This window comes from Geofilum sp. OHC36d9 (genome assembly GCF_052400685.1).
GTDB lineage: Bacteria > Bacteroidota > Bacteroidia > Bacteroidales > Marinilabiliaceae > CAZHHH01.
In genome coordinates, this window is sequence record NZ_JBQTGJ010000004.1 from 12886 (window position 1) to 32196 (window position 19311).

Genomic DNA, 19311 nt, shown 5'->3' on the forward strand with positions numbered 1-19311 from the left:
AATAATCGGATAAACCTGCGGTATTTTTTTGGGGTGGCAACCACAAAGGATTGCCCTTCCAAATTCCTTTTACTACAAATCCAGCAACACCTCTTCAATCGATTTTCCGTTTGTCAACATCAACGCCGGATTCTCAATCATCTTTTTAACATCTACGAGGAAGCCAACCGAATCTTTACCATCAATAATGCGATGGTCGTAACTCAAAGCCACATACATCATGGGACGAATCACCACCTGCCCATCGACAGCCACAGGCCGGTCCACAATATTGTGCATCCCAATAATAGCCGATTGCGGTGGATTGATTAATGGCGTTGACATCATGGACCCAAACACCCCGCCATTGGTTAAGGTGAACGTACCGCCGGTCATCTCATCCAGACTAATTTTCCCCGACCGGGCTTTGTCAGCCAGCCGTTTCAGTTCAGCCTCGATGGCCGCCAATGGAATAACATCCACATTACGAATCACAGGCACCATTAATCCTTTGGGCGATTGCACAGCCACCGCAATATCGACATACGAAGGCGACACAATTTCATCGCCATCAATCTGGCTGTTAACCATCGGATGCTTTTTAAGGGCCAAAGCCGACGCCTTAAGGAAAAAAGAGATGAGTCCAATCTTATAGCCGTACTTTTCAACAAAAGCAGGCTGATACTTTTTGCGCAATTGCATCAAAGGCTGCATATCCACTTCATTGAAAGTGGTTAGCATAGCCGTTTCATTTTTCACCTGAACCAAGCGTTTGCTAAGTTGCTTACGCAACTGGCTCATTTTGCTTCGTTCCACGTCTCTTATCGGCGACGCGGGGGTTGCCCCGGTTTGATATCCGTTATCAGACATACGCAGCACCGCATCGACATCGCCAGCCGACAGCTTCTTCAGACCGGCCAGAACGTCTTCGAGATGAATATTTTCAGCGGCCATTTTTTCACGTGCCAGCGGTGTTACTTTCACTTTGGATAAAGCATCCGGCTCAACCGCTTGTTTGGTTGTTGCTGCCGCCGGTTTGGCCTGACTTGTTTCAGGCACCGGTTCGTCTTCCGCAACGGCTGCCACAGTATCCTCTTCAGGCACCTCAACCGAAGTATCAATTTTACAAGCAATAGAATTCACTTTAATCACTTCGCCAGCCTCCACCAGTAATTCAATTTTACCGGACTCAGGTGCCACCAGCGACAAAGTGGCTTTATCGGACTCAATTTCGGCCAGCTCCTGGTTTCTATGAACCAAATCGCCCGATTTAACGGTCCATGAAGCCAATTCAACTTCAGTTATGGATTCCCCCGGAGTGGGAACTTTCACATCTACTATCATAGTATTTCTGTTAACAAAGCATTTCGTTTCCGTTGATTAGTTTATTTTTTTTTAATCACTATTGTCCGGTAAAAAATATATTTTCCATTTAAGTGCTCAAGCCGCACGGGCTTTTACTTTTTTTACTCATGGTATTAATATTTTTAAAGGTATTCGTGATCCGCTTCGCTCCACTACAGCAAAAAAAGTAAACACAAATTTTGCGTTTAGTGAGAGCAGTGTGCAAACTTGTTTGCAACAATGCCGAACGTAGCAAAATTCAATAATATTAAAATGCCGCCGCTGCAAGTAATTTTCTTAACGGAAATTCCTTGAGGCGGAAAGCAACCCCAATATCTCCTAAAATCTCTGGCTCGCACATTGAAGCTGGGTTCTAATCATTTCTCTAAATTTTTACCGGACACCAATGATTATTTTTAAATAGAAAACCGTGGCGGATCACTAAAATAATAATGTTGTTTCAATATTTCTTCGCGTGTTTTACCTTCCATGCAATTAAGATTACAATAGGGAAGATTTTTATCGCAATGACAAGCCTTAAAAACTTTATTGATAATTTCCTTTTGACCTACCACATGCAAGCCGGCCAGTCCGGTAGCAGGACTGGCACTGGAACGCCGCGCCACAGGGACCAACTGACGATCGGGCAGCATGCTACGAATATAATTCCAGGCGCCCATATTTTCCGGTTCTTCCTGAACCCACAATGTTAATAAAGCCTTTGAATACTTTTCAAAAATGGCATCTACCTTCTTACGCGGGAATGGATGCAGCTGTTCAATACGAACCAAAGCCACATTGGTGGCCCCCAACTCTTCTTTTCGGGCCGCCAGATCATAATAAACTTTGCCACTACAGAAGACCAAACGGGTCACATGCTCCACATTCACATTAGCATCATCGATGACCGACTTAAAGCCATCATTTTCGAGATCGTTAATCGACGAGATACATTTGGGATGACGCAATAAACTTTTAGGGGTGAAAACGACCATCGGTACTCTGAAATTACGCTTCATATGACGGCGCAAGGCATGAAACAGATTTGCCGGAGTGGTAAAATTCATCACCTCCATATTATTACGTGCCGCCAACGACAAAAACCGTTCGATGCGGGCACTGGAATGTTCGGGACCTTGTCCTTCAAAACCATGCGGCAGATAAAGCACCAATCCATTGAGTAACCCCCACTTCTCCTCAGCCGAACTAATATACTGATCAACAATAATCTGAGCCGCATTATAAAAATCACCAAACTGAGCTTCCCAAATCGTCAGTCCGTTTGGCACGCCCAGTGCATATCCATACTCAAAACCCATCACACCATATTCAGAAAGCGGGGAATTAAAAGCATTAAAAGGCGCAGCCGAAAAATCCGGCATATCGCGCAAAGGCATATATCTTTCACGCGCATCTTCAATGGCGAAACTGGCATGTCGATGGGCAAAGGTACCACGCTCCGAATCCTGACCACTCAACCGAACGGGGTAACCCTCGGTAACCAGCGTGGCATAACTCATCAACTCAGCCATGGCCCAGTCAATTTTACCACTATCAAACATTTTTTTGCGTTCGCCCAGAATCCGGTGAACTTTCGAGAAGAACTTCTTATCCTCAGGCAAATGGTTCATCTTTTCACAAAGCGTGTGAAGCACCTCTCCATCAACACCGGTCTCTACTTCCTTTTCAAAATCCTCTAGTTCCGGAAACACAAACGACGACCACAAATCGGGCAGAAAACGGGCCATACTCAATTTCCCTGCATCTTTAGATGCTTCAAACTCCTCTTCGAGATGCGCATCGTAACTATCAATCAAACCTTTCAGTTCGCCGGCCGTTAACACATTCTCTTTCACCAGCTGATGCCCGTATATGTCGCGAGGTGTAGGATGTTGTGCTATTAATTTATAAAGCAACGGTTGCGTAAAACGAGGTTCGTCACCTTCGTTGTGGCCATATTTACGATAACAAAGAATATCAATAAACACATCGGTATTAAACTCTTGCCGGTACTCCATGGCCAAAATAAAGACATGAGCAATGGCTTCGGCATCATCTCCGTTGACATGAAACACCGGGTTATTAGTGACCTTTGCCACATCCGTACAATAAGTACTGGATCGGGCCTCCACATAATTAGTTGTAAATCCTACCTGGTTATTTACCACGACATGAATTGTACCGCCAGTTTTGTATCCATTCAAGTGGGCCATCTGCACCACTTCGTAAACGACGCCCTGTGCAGCAACAGCGGCATCGCCGTGAATAATCACCGGCACCACTTTATCAAAATCACCATTGTGTACATGATCAACACGGGCTCTGGCCAAACCTTCGGCAACAGGAGCCACGGCTTCGAGATGCGACGGGTTGGGCAGCAATGCCAGACGTATGTCACGGCCATTATCAGCTTTGATGGTATTATCGTATCCCAAATGGTATTTGACATCACCCAACGAAACACTTTCATCGTATTCGTCGGCCACAAATTCCTGAAATACCGTCCGATAAGGCTTTTCCAGAATATTGGTCAACACGTTAAGGCGTCCCCGGTGAGCCATTCCAATAATAAACTCATCCACATTCATGATCGCCCCCTGCTGAATCAAAGCATATAAACCGGCAATGAGCGACTCAGCGCCTTCGAGAGAAAAGCGCTTTTGGCCCACAAACTTTTTATGCACAAATGATTCAAACCCCACAGCCCGTTTCAGCTGACGAAAAATTCTCTTTTTTTCTTCGGCACTAAACGTAGGCTGATTTCTCCTGGACTCCAGCTTTTCGCGAATCCATGCAACCACCTCGGGTCTTCGCACATATAAATACTCTACACCAATGGACTGGCAATAGGTTTCCTGAAGATGGGCTACAATATCCTTCAACTTAGCGGGCCCAAGGCCAATCTGCGACCCGGCTTCAAAAACCGTTTCGAGATCATCTTGCGACAAGCCAAAATTCTCAATATCAAGTGTCGGAAAATACTGCCGACGGGCCCTCACCGGATTGGTTTTGGTAAATAAATGACCACGTTGCCGATAGCCATGAATCAGGTTAATAACATTAAATTCTTTGTTAATAACATGTCCCGGAACCGGCTGAAATTGTTTCAAGGCCAAATCAAACCCCTTAAAAAATTGAACATAACCGGGGTCAACAGACGCCGGATCGGTTTGGTATTGTTGGTATAGTGCTTCTATTGAAGCTATTTCACTATTACCCACAAACGAAAAATCATCCATATTAGATTACTATTTTATCCGCGACATAAATCAATCACCACAAATTAGTGTTTCGTAATTAGTCCTTGCAAAAAAGTCCAACGTCTGTGTTACGCTTGTCCTCAAAATGTTCATTATCATCAGTAAACTCACATTTTTCGCACTTCGCAAGCCTTAAATTTGAATTTTTCTTATCAAGCACTTAAATTTTCTTGCTAATACTTATTATAACAACCAAATCCGCGGCGAGTTCGCCAAAAATGGGAAAACTTTAGCTAATAACTAAAAACATTTCTCCATCAATTATTACATTATAAAAATTATATTTGGAATTCATTCCAAATTACAAAAAGAATGCAAACATTCCTGGAAAAACTGGCCGACTATTATATTAAAAACAATTTAACAGAAATAAATGATTTTTGTTTTGTTTTTCCGAGCCGCCGGGCAGGTCTTTTTTTCACCAAGGCGCTGGCAGAACGCATCAATCGGCCCATGTGGTCGCCCGAGGTACTTACTATCAGCGATTTTTTTCATCAACTGAATCCAACGCCCGTTAGCGACACTATCACCCTCCTGTTTAAGTTACACCTAAACTATTGCGAGGTGATGCCGTCAGATGTCACCATCGATGAATTTCTGCCCATTGGCGAAATGTTGCTCAACGATTTCAATGATATAGATAAATATCTGGCCGATGCCGATCAGGTATTTTCCAATTTGGCTGCCATCAAAGCCATGGAAGGCGACTTCAGTCATCTGAGCAAGGAGCAGATAGATGCCATTCGTACATTCTGGGAAAGCTTCAACCCAGAAAAATTATCGGAGCAACAGACCAGCTTTTTATCTTTATGGGAAAAGTTACCCACGCTATACCACCAATACCGCAAGAACCTGCAAGACGAGGGTCTGGCCTATCAGGGCATGGTATCACGGAGCGTAGCCGAGAGCATTCGCAGTGAACGCGCCATTATAATCCCCTGGAAACGCGTTGTCTTTGCCGGATTCAACGCCCTCAACAATTGCGAAAAAGTCGTCTTTCATTATCTCAATTTGCAGGGCAAAGCCTCTTTTTTCTGGGATTATCCACAATGGATTGTGCCACAACCCAACGACTCTCCGGTAAAGATAAAAGCCGATCATGAAGCCTGGCGATTCCTTCAATACAACCTGGCTAATTATCCGTCGCCACGCGACTGGGACGCACCATTTAATCCGGACTATCCCACCATCACCATTTCAGCAGCCTCAAACGAACTGGTGCAAGCCGCCATAGCCAACCATTTTTTAGAAGCCTCGGAACCGGATGGAGCCAATGGCGAAAAAACAGGTCTCATACTGGCCGATGAGCAACAATTACTACCGGTTTTACATGCCATTCCCGAAAAATATAAAGCCATCAATATTACATTGGGGTATCCGTTAAAAAACACGCCCGCATTTGCCCTGGTAGATGCCATTCTGGCCATGCAAAAGACCACACGTCGCACCAAAGAAGGTAAAACATGGTTTTATCACCGCGAAGTGATGGCCGTACTTCGTCATCAATATATGAACACATTGCTTAAAGGACGAAGTAACGAACTGATACAACGCCTCAATAAAAGCCGGCAGATATTCATCATTGGAGATCAACTTCAATCAGACGAATTACTAAAATCAATTTTTCAAAAAATTGAAACCACCCCGGAACTCACCAATTATCTAAACAAAATATTAACACAAATATATCTGAAACTGGCCGAAGACGATAACAATAAAGTTGAAAAAGAATTCATTTACTTTTTGATTACAGCAATTAAGCGATTGTCTGATTTACTCTCAGAATTACCACAGGTTCCATCGGCAGCCACATGGCAACAACTCTTCAGACAAATAGCCACCCAACAAACAGTTCCTTTTAAAGGCGAACCATTATCGGGCCTTCAGGTGATGGGAATACTGGAAACACGTCTGCTGGATTTTCAGAACCTTATTATTTTGGGACTCAACGAAGGCACATTTCCCAAAACCACGCCCCCGGTATCGTTCATTCCTTATAATATACGCAAAGGGTTCGATCTTCCGACCATTGATAACCAAGACTCTATTTTTGCCTATTATTTTTACCGATTGCTCCATCGGGCAAAAAAGATACATCTGGTTTACACCACCAACCAAGCCTTGACTGAAGAAAATGAAATGAGTCGTTTTTTACAACAACTGTATTATGAATACCCGGGACAAGTAGAAATGCAAACCCTGCTGCAGGAAGTGACCATCCCCGCCACCCCCAAAATAGAAGCTTCAAAAAATGCCGAAGTGATGACGCAACTAAACCAATGGCTGTTACCCGAAGGGCGTTCACTATCGCCCAGCGCGCTCACCATGTATCTCACCTGCCCGCTTAAATTCTACTACAAATACATTGCCGGCATAAAAGAAGCTGATGAAATAAGCGAAGATTTAGATCCCCGTATGTTTGGGAATCTCTTTCACCAAATAGTGGAAGCCCTGTACCGTCCATTTATAGGGCAAACCATCGAAAAGCAGGATCTGGAACAACTGCTGAAAGACCACAATCACCTCAGAAGCATCATGGATAAAATATTTGCCGAGAACATACAATCAGAAGGCGACTCCAAACATCTTTTCACCGACTTGCAAGGAAAAATAAGCTTGGTTTACAGCATCATTCAAAATTACGTCACTCAATTTCTGAAACAGGAAATGAAAAGCGCCCCCTTCCAATTGCTGGGATTGGAGGAAAAAGTTGAGTACCGGCTAAAGCTCAGTAACAATATTGAAGTCAATATTGGAGGGACCATTGACCGAACCGACCGGCAAAAAGGCATCATGCGCATCATTGACTATAAAACGGGGAAAGCCGGCAAAACGATGAATAACGTAGAACAGCTATTCACCCAAAAAGACCACGACGACAAAAAGGCCATCTTTCAAACCCTGCTATATGCTTTGGTAAAATCAAAAATAACCGGCGAAAAAGAGATAGAACCAGGCGTCATTGCAGTTAAGGAATTGCATGCCAAAGACTACAACACACAAATATATTTAACCCATGGGCGCACCAAAGAAACGTTAACACTTGATAAAGTAATTAACGAATACCAAAATTATCTGGATGAGACGCTACAAGAACTGTTTAACCCGGCGGTTTCATTCCGGCAAACAGAAAACGCCAAAAGTTGTGAAATCTGCACTTTTAAACAACACTGCCTCAAGAATTAATCATCCAACAAATCGGGTCTTAAACGTTGCGTGCGTTCCATGGCCTGACTTTCGCGCCACTGATCAATTTTGGCCTGATGCCCCGACAGCAAAACGTCGGGTACTTTCCAACCATTAAACACAGCGGGACGGGTATATACCGGCGGCGCCAACAAATTGTCCTGAAAAGAATCGGTCAGTGCCGATGTTTCATCAGAAATCACACCGGGTATCAACCTAACAACCGCATCAACCACCACAGCAGCAGCAAGTTCTCCTCCTGTGAGCACATAATCGCCTACCGAAATTTCCATGGTAATATAATGGTCACGCACACGATGATCAACGCCTTTATAATGGCCACAAAGAATCATGATATTGTTATTCAGCGACAACGTATTTACAATACCCTGCTCCAAGCGCTGTCCATCGGGCGTCATATAAATAATTTCATCGTAATGGCGTTCAGACTTCAGTTTTTCAATGAGTCGAGAGATGGGCTCAATCTGCATCACCATTCCGGCACCACCGCCAAAGGGATAATCGTCGACACGCCTGTGTTTATCGGTTGAAAAATCGCGAATATCATGTAAAAACAACTCAACCTGCTTTTGTTCAGAAGCACGTTTTATAATGGATTCACTAAAAGGCCCCTGAAACATTCCCGGGAATAAAGTTAAAATATCGATACGCATAGCCTGAAAATTTCCTCAAAGATAACAAAGCCCCCCTTTTTGTAGTCAATACAAAGCCATTTCTAAGTATTTAAACAAAAAACTTTGTGCATTACCGTGAACTTGGTATATTCGTAGTTAATTTTAAATAAAGGAGCGGACCCGAAAATGAGTCATCGGCGAATAAAAATCATATCGCGACATTTTATTGTAATGACAATTTTTAGCGATACAGAATCATCGTCAAACACAAAAATGACCATCAGACAATACAGGTTCACTCCAGGATGTCGCACCCCCAAACACCTAAGGTGATGGAAGCAAATGAACTCAAAAATTCATCTCAGGAAGAGACGAATTTGAATGCAGAAAATCAACCGAACTCCAGTTCTCCTGAAAAAGAGACAAACGAGACACCGGCGAACACAGAATTGTCGCAGCCTTCTGATAACGATATACCACAAAAGCCGGACGACAACGAAACCAAAGAGACCGTTGATTACAGCGCACTCTCACGTGAGGAATTGGTTACAACCTTCAGAAAACTGCTGCATACAAAACCGATATTGGAACTAAAAGAGCCAATCAATCAAATTCGTGATCGATTTGATGAAGCGTCGAAAGTTCTTGAAGAGCAGGCAAAAGCTCAGTTTGTTGCTTCGGGCGAGCCGGTTGAATTATTTGTTCCACAACCCGATTTCTTACAAAAAGAATTTTCGGCACTGCTTCATGAATACCGCACCAAACGCGACGAAGAAAAAAGCAATTCCGACAACGAAAAAGAAAAAAACTTACAAGCCAAAAATGAAGTTATTGAAGGCATCAAAGATCTGATAAACCGTCAGGAATCTCTCAACGAAACCTTTCAGGAATTCAGGGCTCTGCAACAACGCTGGCGGGAAATAGGCCCAGTACCACAGGCTGCCTTGCACGACTTATGGGAAACCTTTCATTTGCATGTAGAAAACTTCTATAACTATATAAAAATAAACAACGAACTGCGAGATCTGGATCTGAAAAAGAATCTGGAAAGCAAAATAACCTTGTGCGAAAAAGCAGAAGAACTACTGCTTGAGTCTTCGGCAGTAAAAGCCTTTAAAACACTACAAAAATACCACGATCAATGGCGCGAAATAGGACCAGTGCCCCGCGATAAGAAAGATGAAGTATGGGAACGATTTAAAGCCGCCACGGCACAAATAAACCAGCGTCAACAGGAGCACTTTGAAAATCTCAGACATCAGCTGGTTAAAAATCTGGAAGTGAAGACAGAGCTTTGCGTGAAAGCCGAAGCTTTGGCGAATGAAACGCTCAACAATCCCAAAGCATGGGAAGAAAAGAGCAAAGAACTGATAGACCTTCAGCAAATATGGAAAACCATCGGTTTTGCGCCAAAAAAAGAAAATAATCTGGTGTACGAACGGTTTCGTTCTGCTTGTGATCTTTTCTTCAATAAAAAAAGAGAGTTTTTTAAAGACTATAAAGAAGTACAACACAACAACCTTCAGTTAAAAACCGAGCTTTGCCTTAAGGCCGAAGCCATGATGGAAAATAACGACTGGAAAAAAACCACCGACGAATACATCAAGATTCAGAAAAAATGGAAAGAAATAGGGCCTGTACCACGTAAGCAATCAGATGCCATTTGGAAACGATTCCGCACAGCCTGTGACTATTTCTTCGACCGTAAATCAAAATTTTTCAGCCATATTGACGAAAAACAAGATGAAAATCTGAAACTAAAAGAATCAATCATTGAGGAACTTCAGAATTTTGAACTTGACAATGAGAGCGACCAAAGTTTTGAGAAACTTCAAAATTTCCAAAAAAAATGGGCCGAAATAGGTTTTGTTCCAATCAAGGAAAAAGATAGAATAAATCAGGCATTCAGAAACCTGATCAACCAAAAATTCGATCATTTAAATCTGGATGAAGTTGATAAAAATCTCCAAAAATTCCGTAACAAGCTGGAAAACTGGAAAACAACCGCCCAGTTTAACGAAAAAATAACAGCCGAAAGAAACAAGACAATCGGTAAATTAAAACAATTGGAAAACGACCTGATTGTTTGGGAAAATAACATAGGTTTCTTTGCCAAATCTAAAAATTCAGACGCCCTGATTCGCGATTTTCAGCATAAAATTGAAAGTGGCAAGCGTAACATGGAATTACTCAACAAAAAGTTGGATTTAATAGAAGAAATGCTTTAATGAGGCTTATCGGTAAGTAAAGAGTTTGACATAGAAAACTCAAAGCTCACGCAAATTGAAATCTGCCACAAGATTCATTGCAAACACTCAGTAAAACAATAGAATTTAATAAAACAGCTGCCAGATAATTATTCTTTGGCAGCTGTTTTTCCAAACAACGAACTACAAATCATAACCATAACACAAAAACCGAGACCGTAAAACCAGGCAAAAAATCATTATTAAAAAATATGAAACGCCGTCCTTAAAAACGTCACACGCATAAGGAACATTGTTTTTGGAAAGAGATGTAGCGTCAGCAAGACAACACTGTTTTTCGTTACGCTCGCTTTTAAAATGGTGATTTACGCCAGTAAACTCACATTTTGAAAACATCGCAATCCTCCAAAATAAAACTTTCTTATCAGCCACAGTAGTTTTGGGGCAGGCAGTACATATGCTAAATAATAAACGCATGAAACAAGTAAGAACCAAAAACGACTCCTACTTTTCAATCATTTTGCTACCTTTGTGACTTTATTTTAAGCGATAATTGCAGATAATAGAAAGTTATTGTGAGCTGTTATAGCTTCGAAAATAAGCATGTAAAATCATTAAATATCACAATCGTGCCGGATACTCGTTATGTTTTCGTTACAGGAGGTGTGGCTTCTTCACTTGGAAAAGGCATCATCTCCGCCTCATTAGCCAAACTTCTTCAATCGAGAGGTTACAAGGTAACTATTCAAAAATTGGATCCCTACTTAAATGTGGATCCCGGAACGCTTAATCCATACGAACATGGCGAGTGTTATGTAACCGAAGATGGCGCAGAGACAGATCTCGACCTGGGACACTACGAACGTTTTCTGAATGTTCCCACCTCGCAGGCCAACAACGTCACCACCGGACGCATCTATCAAAATGTAATTAACAAAGAACGACGGGGTGATTATCTGGGAAAAACAGTCCAGATTGTACCTCACATTACCGACGAAATAAAGCGCAACATCAAACTTTTGGGCAATAAAAACAAATTTGACGTTGTGATTACCGAGATTGGTGGGACGGTTGGCGACATTGAGTCACTTCCTTACATTGAAGCCGTTCGACAGTTAAAATGGGATTTGGGATCGAATGCCATAGTCATTCATCTGACATTGGTACCTTACCTGGCCGCCAGTGGCGAATTAAAAACCAAACCAACACAACACTCAGTAAAAGCATTGTTGGAAATTGGCGTACAGCCAGATATTTTAGTTCTGCGTACAGAAAAAGAATTGAGTCAGGAAATTCGAAAAAAAACGGCTCTGTTTTGTAATGTAGATAGCCGCGCCGTAATCCAATCCATTGATGTTGATACAATTTATGAGGTGCCGGTTAAGATGCAGGAAGAAGGGCTTGACGAAATCGTTCTTGAAAAACTAAAGTTACCCATCGACCACAAACCGGAGTTGAAAGAGTGGAAAAATTTTCTTTCGAAACTAAAAAACGCAAAAAAAACAGTCAATATTGGCTTAGTCGGAAAATATGTAGAACTCAATGATGCCTATAAATCAATCATTGAAGCATTGATTCATGCGGCGACCTACGAAGACTACAAAGTCAACGTAAACCTAATTCAAAGCGAAAACATACAGAAGGACAATGTCGCAGAGAAATTAAAAGGGTTGCAAGGGATTTTGGTTGCGCCGGGATTTGGACACCGGGGTTTTGAAGGGAAGCTATTAGCCGTGACCCATGCACGTGAAAATAACATTCCATTTTTGGGCATTTGTCTGGGAATGCAGGGCGCCGTCATCGAGTTTGCGCGTAACGTTCTAAAACTTGACAAAGCCAACTCCAAAGAGATGGATCATACTACGCCCTACCCGGTCATTGACCTGATGGAAGATCAAAAAAACATCACCGATATGGGAGGTACCATGCGTTTGGGCGCATACGACTGTAAAGTTCTGAAAGGCACTAAAGCATACGAAGCCTATGGCACTGAACACATTCGCGAACGTCACCGTCATCGCTATGAATTTAACAACAGTTTTCTGGAACAATTTGAAGCTGCCGGCATGAAGGCTTCGGGTATTAACCCTGAAACGGGGCTTGTTGAAATTGTTGAAATACCAGAATTAAAATGGTTTATGGGCGTTCAGTTTCACCCCGAATACAGCAGCACAGTGCTAAAGCCGCACCCCATCTTCAGAGCCTTTATAAAAAAGGCCATTCAAGAATTGAAAGTGACTGAGAAACAAAAATAAAGTAACATGTCGTTCCACAGAATGACTTGAATATCAAATAAACAATATGGATAGAAATTCGATTACGGGACTTGGTTTAATAACCCTGATACTTATAGGATTCTGGTTTTTTAACAAGCCATCGCAACAAGAAGTGGAAGCCTTACAGGCACGTCAGGATTCCATCAGGAAAGTGGAAACGTTGATGGAACAAGAGCGCATAGCCGCGCAACTGTCAGCAACCGAGAGTCAGAACATAGCATTACCCGAAGCAGCAGAGACTTTAGATAGTGCCCAATCGGCCCTTCTTGCACAAGCCTCGGGTTTGATGTCTCCTTTTATCAAAGGCGAAACCACATTTACCACTCTTGAGAATGAAAAAATAAAAATTATCTTTTCAAATAAAGGGGGTAAAATCTATTCCGTTGAACTAAAAGATTACAAAACACACGATGGGGAACCATTAGTTTTATTTGACGGTGACAAAAATAAATTTGGCTTTACGTTTACTCATAACACACGCATATTCAACACCAACGACCTTTATTTTAATTTAAAAAGCCAAACTGACACCTCCGTTGTATACGAGATAGCCTCGGCACAAGGCGAAGCACTGACATTTAACTATGTATTGCCTCCTGATGAATATATGGCCCAATTTGCTGTTCAGACCAGGCAGTTACAAAATTTAATGGCCACGCCGAGAGGAACGCTTGATTTTAACTGGTACATGGAAATGTTGTCATTTGAAAAGGGGCGCAGCTTTGAACAACAATATTCGGGTTTGTACTTCAAATACTATAAAGATGAAGTAGACTGGCTCAGCACCACAAAAGACGCCAATGAGGAGTTACGTACCCGAGTGAAATGGATTGGCTATAAAAGTCAGTTCTTCTCTACTGTATTTATTGCTGACGATGCTTTTAGCAGTGCCGTCGTAAAAAGCGAAATCGAAAAGGATGAAAACAGTCCATTTTTACAATACAACAGCAGCGAAGCAGTTGTTCCGGTTGATTTTACCCGTAATGAAACCATCAATTTCAAGTTTTATTTTGGGCCGAATCACTTCTATACGCTCAATAGTTATGGCGAAGAGCTTGCCCTAAACCAACTTATCAATCTGGGCTGGGGTATCTTTGGATGGATTAACCGATTGGTTGTGATTCCGGTCTTTAACTACCTGGAACGTACCATTAGCAACTATGGTATTATTATTCTGCTGCTAACCATCCTTATAAAAGTGGTGTTATTTCCCTTCACCTACAAGTCGTACATGTCGTCGGCCAAAATGAAGGTTTTAAAACCACAAATAGAAGAAATAAACCAACGCATCCCCAAAGACAAAGCCATGGAACGCCAGCAGGCTACCATGAGTTTGTACAAAAAAGCCGGCGTCAATCCCATGGGAGGTTGTTTGCCCATGCTGCTGCAGATGCCAATTTTGATTGCCATGTTCCGGTTCTTCCCGGCCTCCATTGAATTACGTCAGGAGAGCTTTTTGTGGGCCACGGACTTGTCAACATACGATAGTATTTTGGAACTGCCATTCAGTATTCCATTTTATGGCGCCCATGTCAGTCTTTTCACATTGTTAATGACGCTTATCAACCTGGCATACACCAAGATAAACTCAGAGATGACGCAATCGACCAGCCAGATGCCCGGCATGAAAGGAATGATGTATATGATGCCTGTAATGTTCCTTTTCTTCTTCAACAATTACGCAGCAGGATTGAGTTACTATTATTTTATTTCAACGCTGATCACTGTTGGCCAGACACTTTTAATCCGCAGGTTTGTTGATGAGAAAAAAATACTTCAACGCCTACATGCCAACCAAAAGAAACCGGTGAAAAAATCAAAATTCGCCCAACGTTTGGAAGATATGTCAAAACAACAACAGATTCAAAAAAGGAAAAAATAACATCAATATTTACACTCACAAAAACATCCGGCGGCTAAAATCGTCGGATGTTTTTGTTGTATCATATATCAGTTCCGAAAATTAATTTCTGACAACCGTTTTTTTAAAGATAAACCGCCGACATCCAATATTAGAGAACATCTAAACAATAAAGATTACGAGTCGTTAACAGGCAGGTAGCTAACCCTTCATTTGATCATGTACGATGGCAACATTCCAAAACGTTCCTTAAAGCATTTGCTAAAATAACCGGGGTCAGAAAATCCGGACATAAAAGATGCTTCAGACACATTATAACGCCCACTACGAAGGAGCTCCATGGCTTTATTGAGTCGATACTCTTTCACAAAGTCGATAGGCGAAAAACCAGTCAGGCCTTTCATCTTATCATAAAATTTACTTCGTCCCATGCCCAAAGACACATAAATATCTTCAATATGAAAATCAGTGCGAGTCAAATTATCATCCACAATTTGCCGAACCGCTTCCAAAAAATCCGTATCCGGTCGTGTCATTTCCAATTTATCAGGATCAGATGTATTCATGACTCCATTGGCAAAACGCCGTCGCAACAACTCTCTCTGATGCAATAGATTATAGATCTGAGCTAATAATTCCCGGTTATTAAATGGCTTCGTGATATACGCATCGGCACCATATTGCAGCCCCGTAAGACGCGCTTCCACCGAAACACGTGCCGACAGTAGTATGACAGGAATATGGCTGGTCTCAAAATCCATTTTTAATGCGTCCAACATCTCAATACCATCCATTTTTGGCATCATAACATCCGACACAATAATATCCGGCTTCAAAATTCTGGTCTGTTCCAATCCCTCGGCGCCATCAATAGCTGTATCAACCACAAAATGCTCCTGTAACTGCATCCTCAAAAACTGCCTCATGTCATCACTATCCTCCACCACCAGAATGTGAGGCTTTGAATCAAATGAAGCCGCAGATTCCAATGGACTGTTTTCTTCCTCTTCGCTAGCAGATTCGATACTGTTATTAACATCAACGACTTTTGAAGGTTGTATGACTCCTTTAATTGCGATGCGGAATAAAGCCCCCCCGCCAGGCACATCATGATAAGTTAACTCTCCACCATGAAGGCGCACTAATTCACGCGAATAGGCCAATCCAATACCACTGCCCCGGTGTCCCTGCCCATTATAGCTCTCGAACAATTCAAAAAGCCGCTCCCGCTGTGAAGGCTTTACGCCCGGTCCTGAATCACGGACTTCAATCAACCAAAATCCATTTAAAATATCCTGACGACAGGACACTTCGATACGTCCATGTTCAGGCGTAAACTTCAAGGCGTTCGATAACAAATTAGAAATGACACTCTCCATTTTATCGGCATCCAGCCAGACCACTCCATTACATAATGTGCCATCATAAACAAGAGTCACTTTCATATTGGAGGCAGCCGCTTCAAATCGTTTCACGACCCCACTAATAAAAGTGGATAATTCGGTTGGCAAAAATGACAAATTCATTTTTCGACTTTGAATCTTTCGTAAATCAAGCAACTGATTTACCAAATGCAGCAAACGGGTTCCATTTTGGTGAATCAATTGAAGATAACGTTCACCTCTATCCGACAAATCACCACTCTGAAGCATTTCGGAAGCAGGGCCCAGAATCAAAGTTAATGGAGTACGTAATTCATGCGATATGTTGGTAAAAAAACGAAGTTTAAGTTCCGACAATTGCTGTTCCACAACAACCTTATTGCGAAGTCGAATAATAGTGGTTACAATACGGCGCGTACATTCTAAAAGAATCAGCAAAAGCATAACATAGCCCACAAAGGCCCACGACGATTTCCAAGGCGGCGAATCCACAACAATCCGGAGTGATAATTCGCCTTCCGACGATTTAAAATCATCACCAATTAGCTGAACACAGAATTTATAATGCCCGGGAGGAATGCGTTCAAAATCAGCTTCGCAAATTCCAGATACCGTCTTCCATTGATCATTAAAACCCGCCAGTCGATACCGGTAGGTCATTTTTCTCTGCGACTTGAAGTAGAGGGCTGTCCAGGAAATGGTAAACACATTTTCATTATGCTTCAACCTAATTACAGGTCGGAGAGACACCGCCTTTTGCAGTGGCGCCCCGTATCCTGGCTTCACTTCCTTCCCAAACAACCGGAAACCGGTAAACACCATACGAACTGTTTGAGGTTCATGTTTGAACTCAGATGGATCAAAAAAATAGAGCCCATTATTGGCCCCAAAAAACAAAACTCCCCCAGGCCCTTTAGCTACGGCCCCTTCAGAAAACACGGCATTACCTAAACCTTCATACTTTCCAAAATTCCGAATGAGCCCCAAATCCTTGTTGAAAAAAGAAATTCCATTATCTCCTGCCATCCACAAATCACCGCCTTCATCCTCAGCCAAAGTATAAATCATGTTACCTGACGAGCCAGTTCCGTAGTTCGTCAAATTCAAAACATCAACCCCACTGACATTACGAATTTCACGCAAACAAGTTATTCCGCCACCTATGGTTGTTAACCAGATATTACCCTGCCGATCGCAAAATACGTAATACACATCGTTACCAGGCAATTCAGGCGCACTACCATCGTCACGACAAAACCGTTTAAAACACCAGTTATCCGCTTTATCTTTACGGGCCAATACGATTCCTTCTGTGGTAGCCAGCCAAACGTTACCTTCCCTATCCGCCGAAATAGCTCTTATTTTTTGAGCCTTTCCATCCGGATAATTTAACTCATTGCCGGCATTATAAAAACGTCCGTCACGAAAAATATTTATGCCACCACCATAGGTTGCAATCCAAACCTCCCCTTCCTCTCTTTCCATAAAGGCATAAATATTATTATTTGATAACGACCATGGATTGTCCGTCTGGTGCAAAAAATGAATTGACTCAAAATCCATGATATTTCGACGCGGCAAAACGAATAACCCTCGCCCTCTGGTCCCCAAATACACGTGTCCCTCAGAGTCTTCCAAAAGTGCATATACACGACCTATGGGCTCGCCATCCAGATCATCAAATCTTCGTAACAGATTAAAATGACGATCGAAAATAAACAATTCCCCTTTGCGCGTTGCCACCCAGGACAGTCCGAATCGATCGACCAATATCGACCTAACTTCGTTATCAATGCTCAAATAAGACTGTTTTACCGGCTGAAAATGAGTAAAATCACGAGATATAAACGAAATTTTTTCAAGCCCTTTAAAATATGTACTTAGCCATAAGACACCTGTAGAATCCTTGTAAAAACAGTTAACAAAATTAGAGACCTTACGTGCCGGATCGCCGGGTTTATTAAAAAAGTAAACCACCTCATCAATCACCTCATCATAATAGCCGAATCCACCACCTTTCAAGGTCATCCAAAGCACTTGTTCCTTGTCTTCCATAAAACCACACTGCGCAAAAGGACGAACATCAGGCGCCACCTCCAGCTCCTGCGCATAATGACGAACAGATTTAGTGCGCACATCAATTTTCGAAATCCCCGGATGCACCGTTTCAACCCAAATATGCCCTTTAGAATCGGGATATAACTTCAAAACATCTTTCACATGAGGATGACTATATTTCGCTTCAACCTCTTGAAGCATCACAGAATATTGGAAAACGCCATCGCCTTGCGACCCGATCCAAACGGTTTGACCAGAAGTAACGGCAAAACAGGATATTGAAGATTCAGAAAGCTTCAAAGCCGGCAGCCAATGGTCTTTCAATAAATCATATACCAACAGACGACCATCGTTGGTTCCACAAAACACCCAATTTGCCAACGACTTCCAGGCAGAACAGTGAAACCCCTCAGCCAGCTGGTAGTCTGGAGGCGTAACCGATTCTATTTCCATCATGAACCTATCCAACCGAAATAAACCAGAAGACGACTGCATCCAAATACCACCATTAATATCGGCCCCCATAAGATTGAACCCAACACCGCTTGTTTCCTGAAGACTGCTTAAATCATTAAAATTATCTAATACAAAATGATTGGTTACCGAGTCTGTTTGCACTCGATAAATCTCTCCCGTATGTGTTGATAACCAAATCTCACCATCGCCCATAAAAAGAGCCTTCCGGATGTAAAGATGAACAGAACGTCCATGAAGGACCTGTAACGCCTCAAACTGTTCGGTGAATTTATTAAATCTAAACATCTGGTTATCGGAAGTTCTCACCCACACATTACCATAAATGTCTTCGCGTAACATCTCAATGCGATTGGATCCCGTAATTAAAGAAATACCATCGTCTGGACGAAAATTGGCAAAATGCTCTCCATCATATCGACTCACGCCGTTCCACGTTGCAAACCACATAAATCCACGACTATCGCGCATCATAGCTGAAACACTGTTATGAGGCAGTCCATCCTGAACAGATAAATGTTCAAAAATGTAATCATGACCCGCCATCATCGGCAGCGAAAAGCCGAGGACCAATAAAATGACAAAAAACGTTATTCTCACAGATAGCATTCGTTCCAGATGTTACTCTCAAATATAACAAAATCACTCG

At 42.3% G+C, this 19311-nt stretch carries 8 protein-coding genes; 4 read left to right on the forward strand and 4 right to left on the reverse strand.

Annotation, left to right across the window (positions count from 1 at the left end; genetic code table 11):
• Positions 1-72: 72 nt before the first annotated feature.
• Both odhB and ACT3CD_RS06305 read right to left on the reverse strand, forming a co-directional pair.
• A complete protein-coding gene (gene odhB / locus ACT3CD_RS06300; RefSeq protein WP_444643991.1) occupies positions 73-1323 on the reverse strand; it encodes a 2-oxoglutarate dehydrogenase complex dihydrolipoyllysine-residue succinyltransferase in 1251 nt (416 codons plus the stop codon).
• A 416-nt stretch (positions 1324-1739) separates the two neighbouring features.
• Complete coding sequence (locus ACT3CD_RS06305; RefSeq protein ID WP_444643993.1) at positions 1740-4562, reverse strand: 2-oxoglutarate dehydrogenase E1 component; 2823 nt, start codon at positions 4560-4562, stop codon at positions 1740-1742.
• A gap of 333 nt (positions 4563-4895) precedes the next feature.
• On the opposite strand from ACT3CD_RS06305, the gene ACT3CD_RS06310 reads away from it, so the two are divergent.
• Positions 4896-7769 (forward strand): PD-(D/E)XK nuclease family protein, encoded by a 2874-nt coding sequence (locus tag ACT3CD_RS06310; RefSeq protein ID WP_444643995.1) that lies wholly within the window; start codon positions 4896-4898, stop codon positions 7767-7769.
• On the opposite strand, the gene trmD is transcribed toward ACT3CD_RS06310, so the two are convergent.
• Positions 7766-8443: a tRNA (guanosine(37)-N1)-methyltransferase TrmD gene (gene trmD / locus ACT3CD_RS06315; protein ID WP_444643997.1), complete on the reverse strand. Its 678-nt coding sequence runs from the start codon at positions 8441-8443 to the stop codon at positions 7766-7768. The genes ACT3CD_RS06310 and trmD overlap by 4 nt on opposite strands.
• A 293-nt stretch (positions 8444-8736) precedes the next feature.
• Here trmD and ACT3CD_RS06320 point away from each other — a divergent pair, with 293 nt between their 5' ends.
• The 3 genes from ACT3CD_RS06320 (at position 8737) to yidC (ending at position 14769) form a co-directional block, all read left to right on the forward strand.
• Complete coding sequence (locus ACT3CD_RS06320; protein ID WP_444643999.1) at positions 8737-10632, forward strand: DUF349 domain-containing protein; 1896 nt, start codon at positions 8737-8739, stop codon at positions 10630-10632.
• Between the two features lie 608 nt (positions 10633-11240).
• On the forward strand, positions 11241-12866 hold the full coding sequence (locus tag ACT3CD_RS06325; RefSeq protein ID WP_444644001.1) for a CTP synthase: 1626 nt from the start codon (positions 11241-11243) through the stop codon (positions 12864-12866).
• Between the two features lie 46 nt (positions 12867-12912).
• Positions 12913-14769: a membrane protein insertase YidC gene (yidC, locus tag ACT3CD_RS06330; protein ID WP_444644003.1), complete on the forward strand. Its 1857-nt coding sequence runs from the start codon at positions 12913-12915 to the stop codon at positions 14767-14769.
• 188 nt (positions 14770-14957) lie between these two features.
• Here yidC and ACT3CD_RS06335 read toward each other — a convergent pair whose 3' ends face one another.
• Positions 14958-19262 carry a two-component regulator propeller domain-containing protein gene (locus ACT3CD_RS06335; RefSeq protein WP_444644005.1) on the reverse strand — a complete coding sequence of 1435 codons (4305 nt, stop codon included), beginning with the start codon at positions 19260-19262 and terminating at the stop codon, positions 14958-14960.
• Positions 19263-19311: the final 49 nt, after the last annotated feature.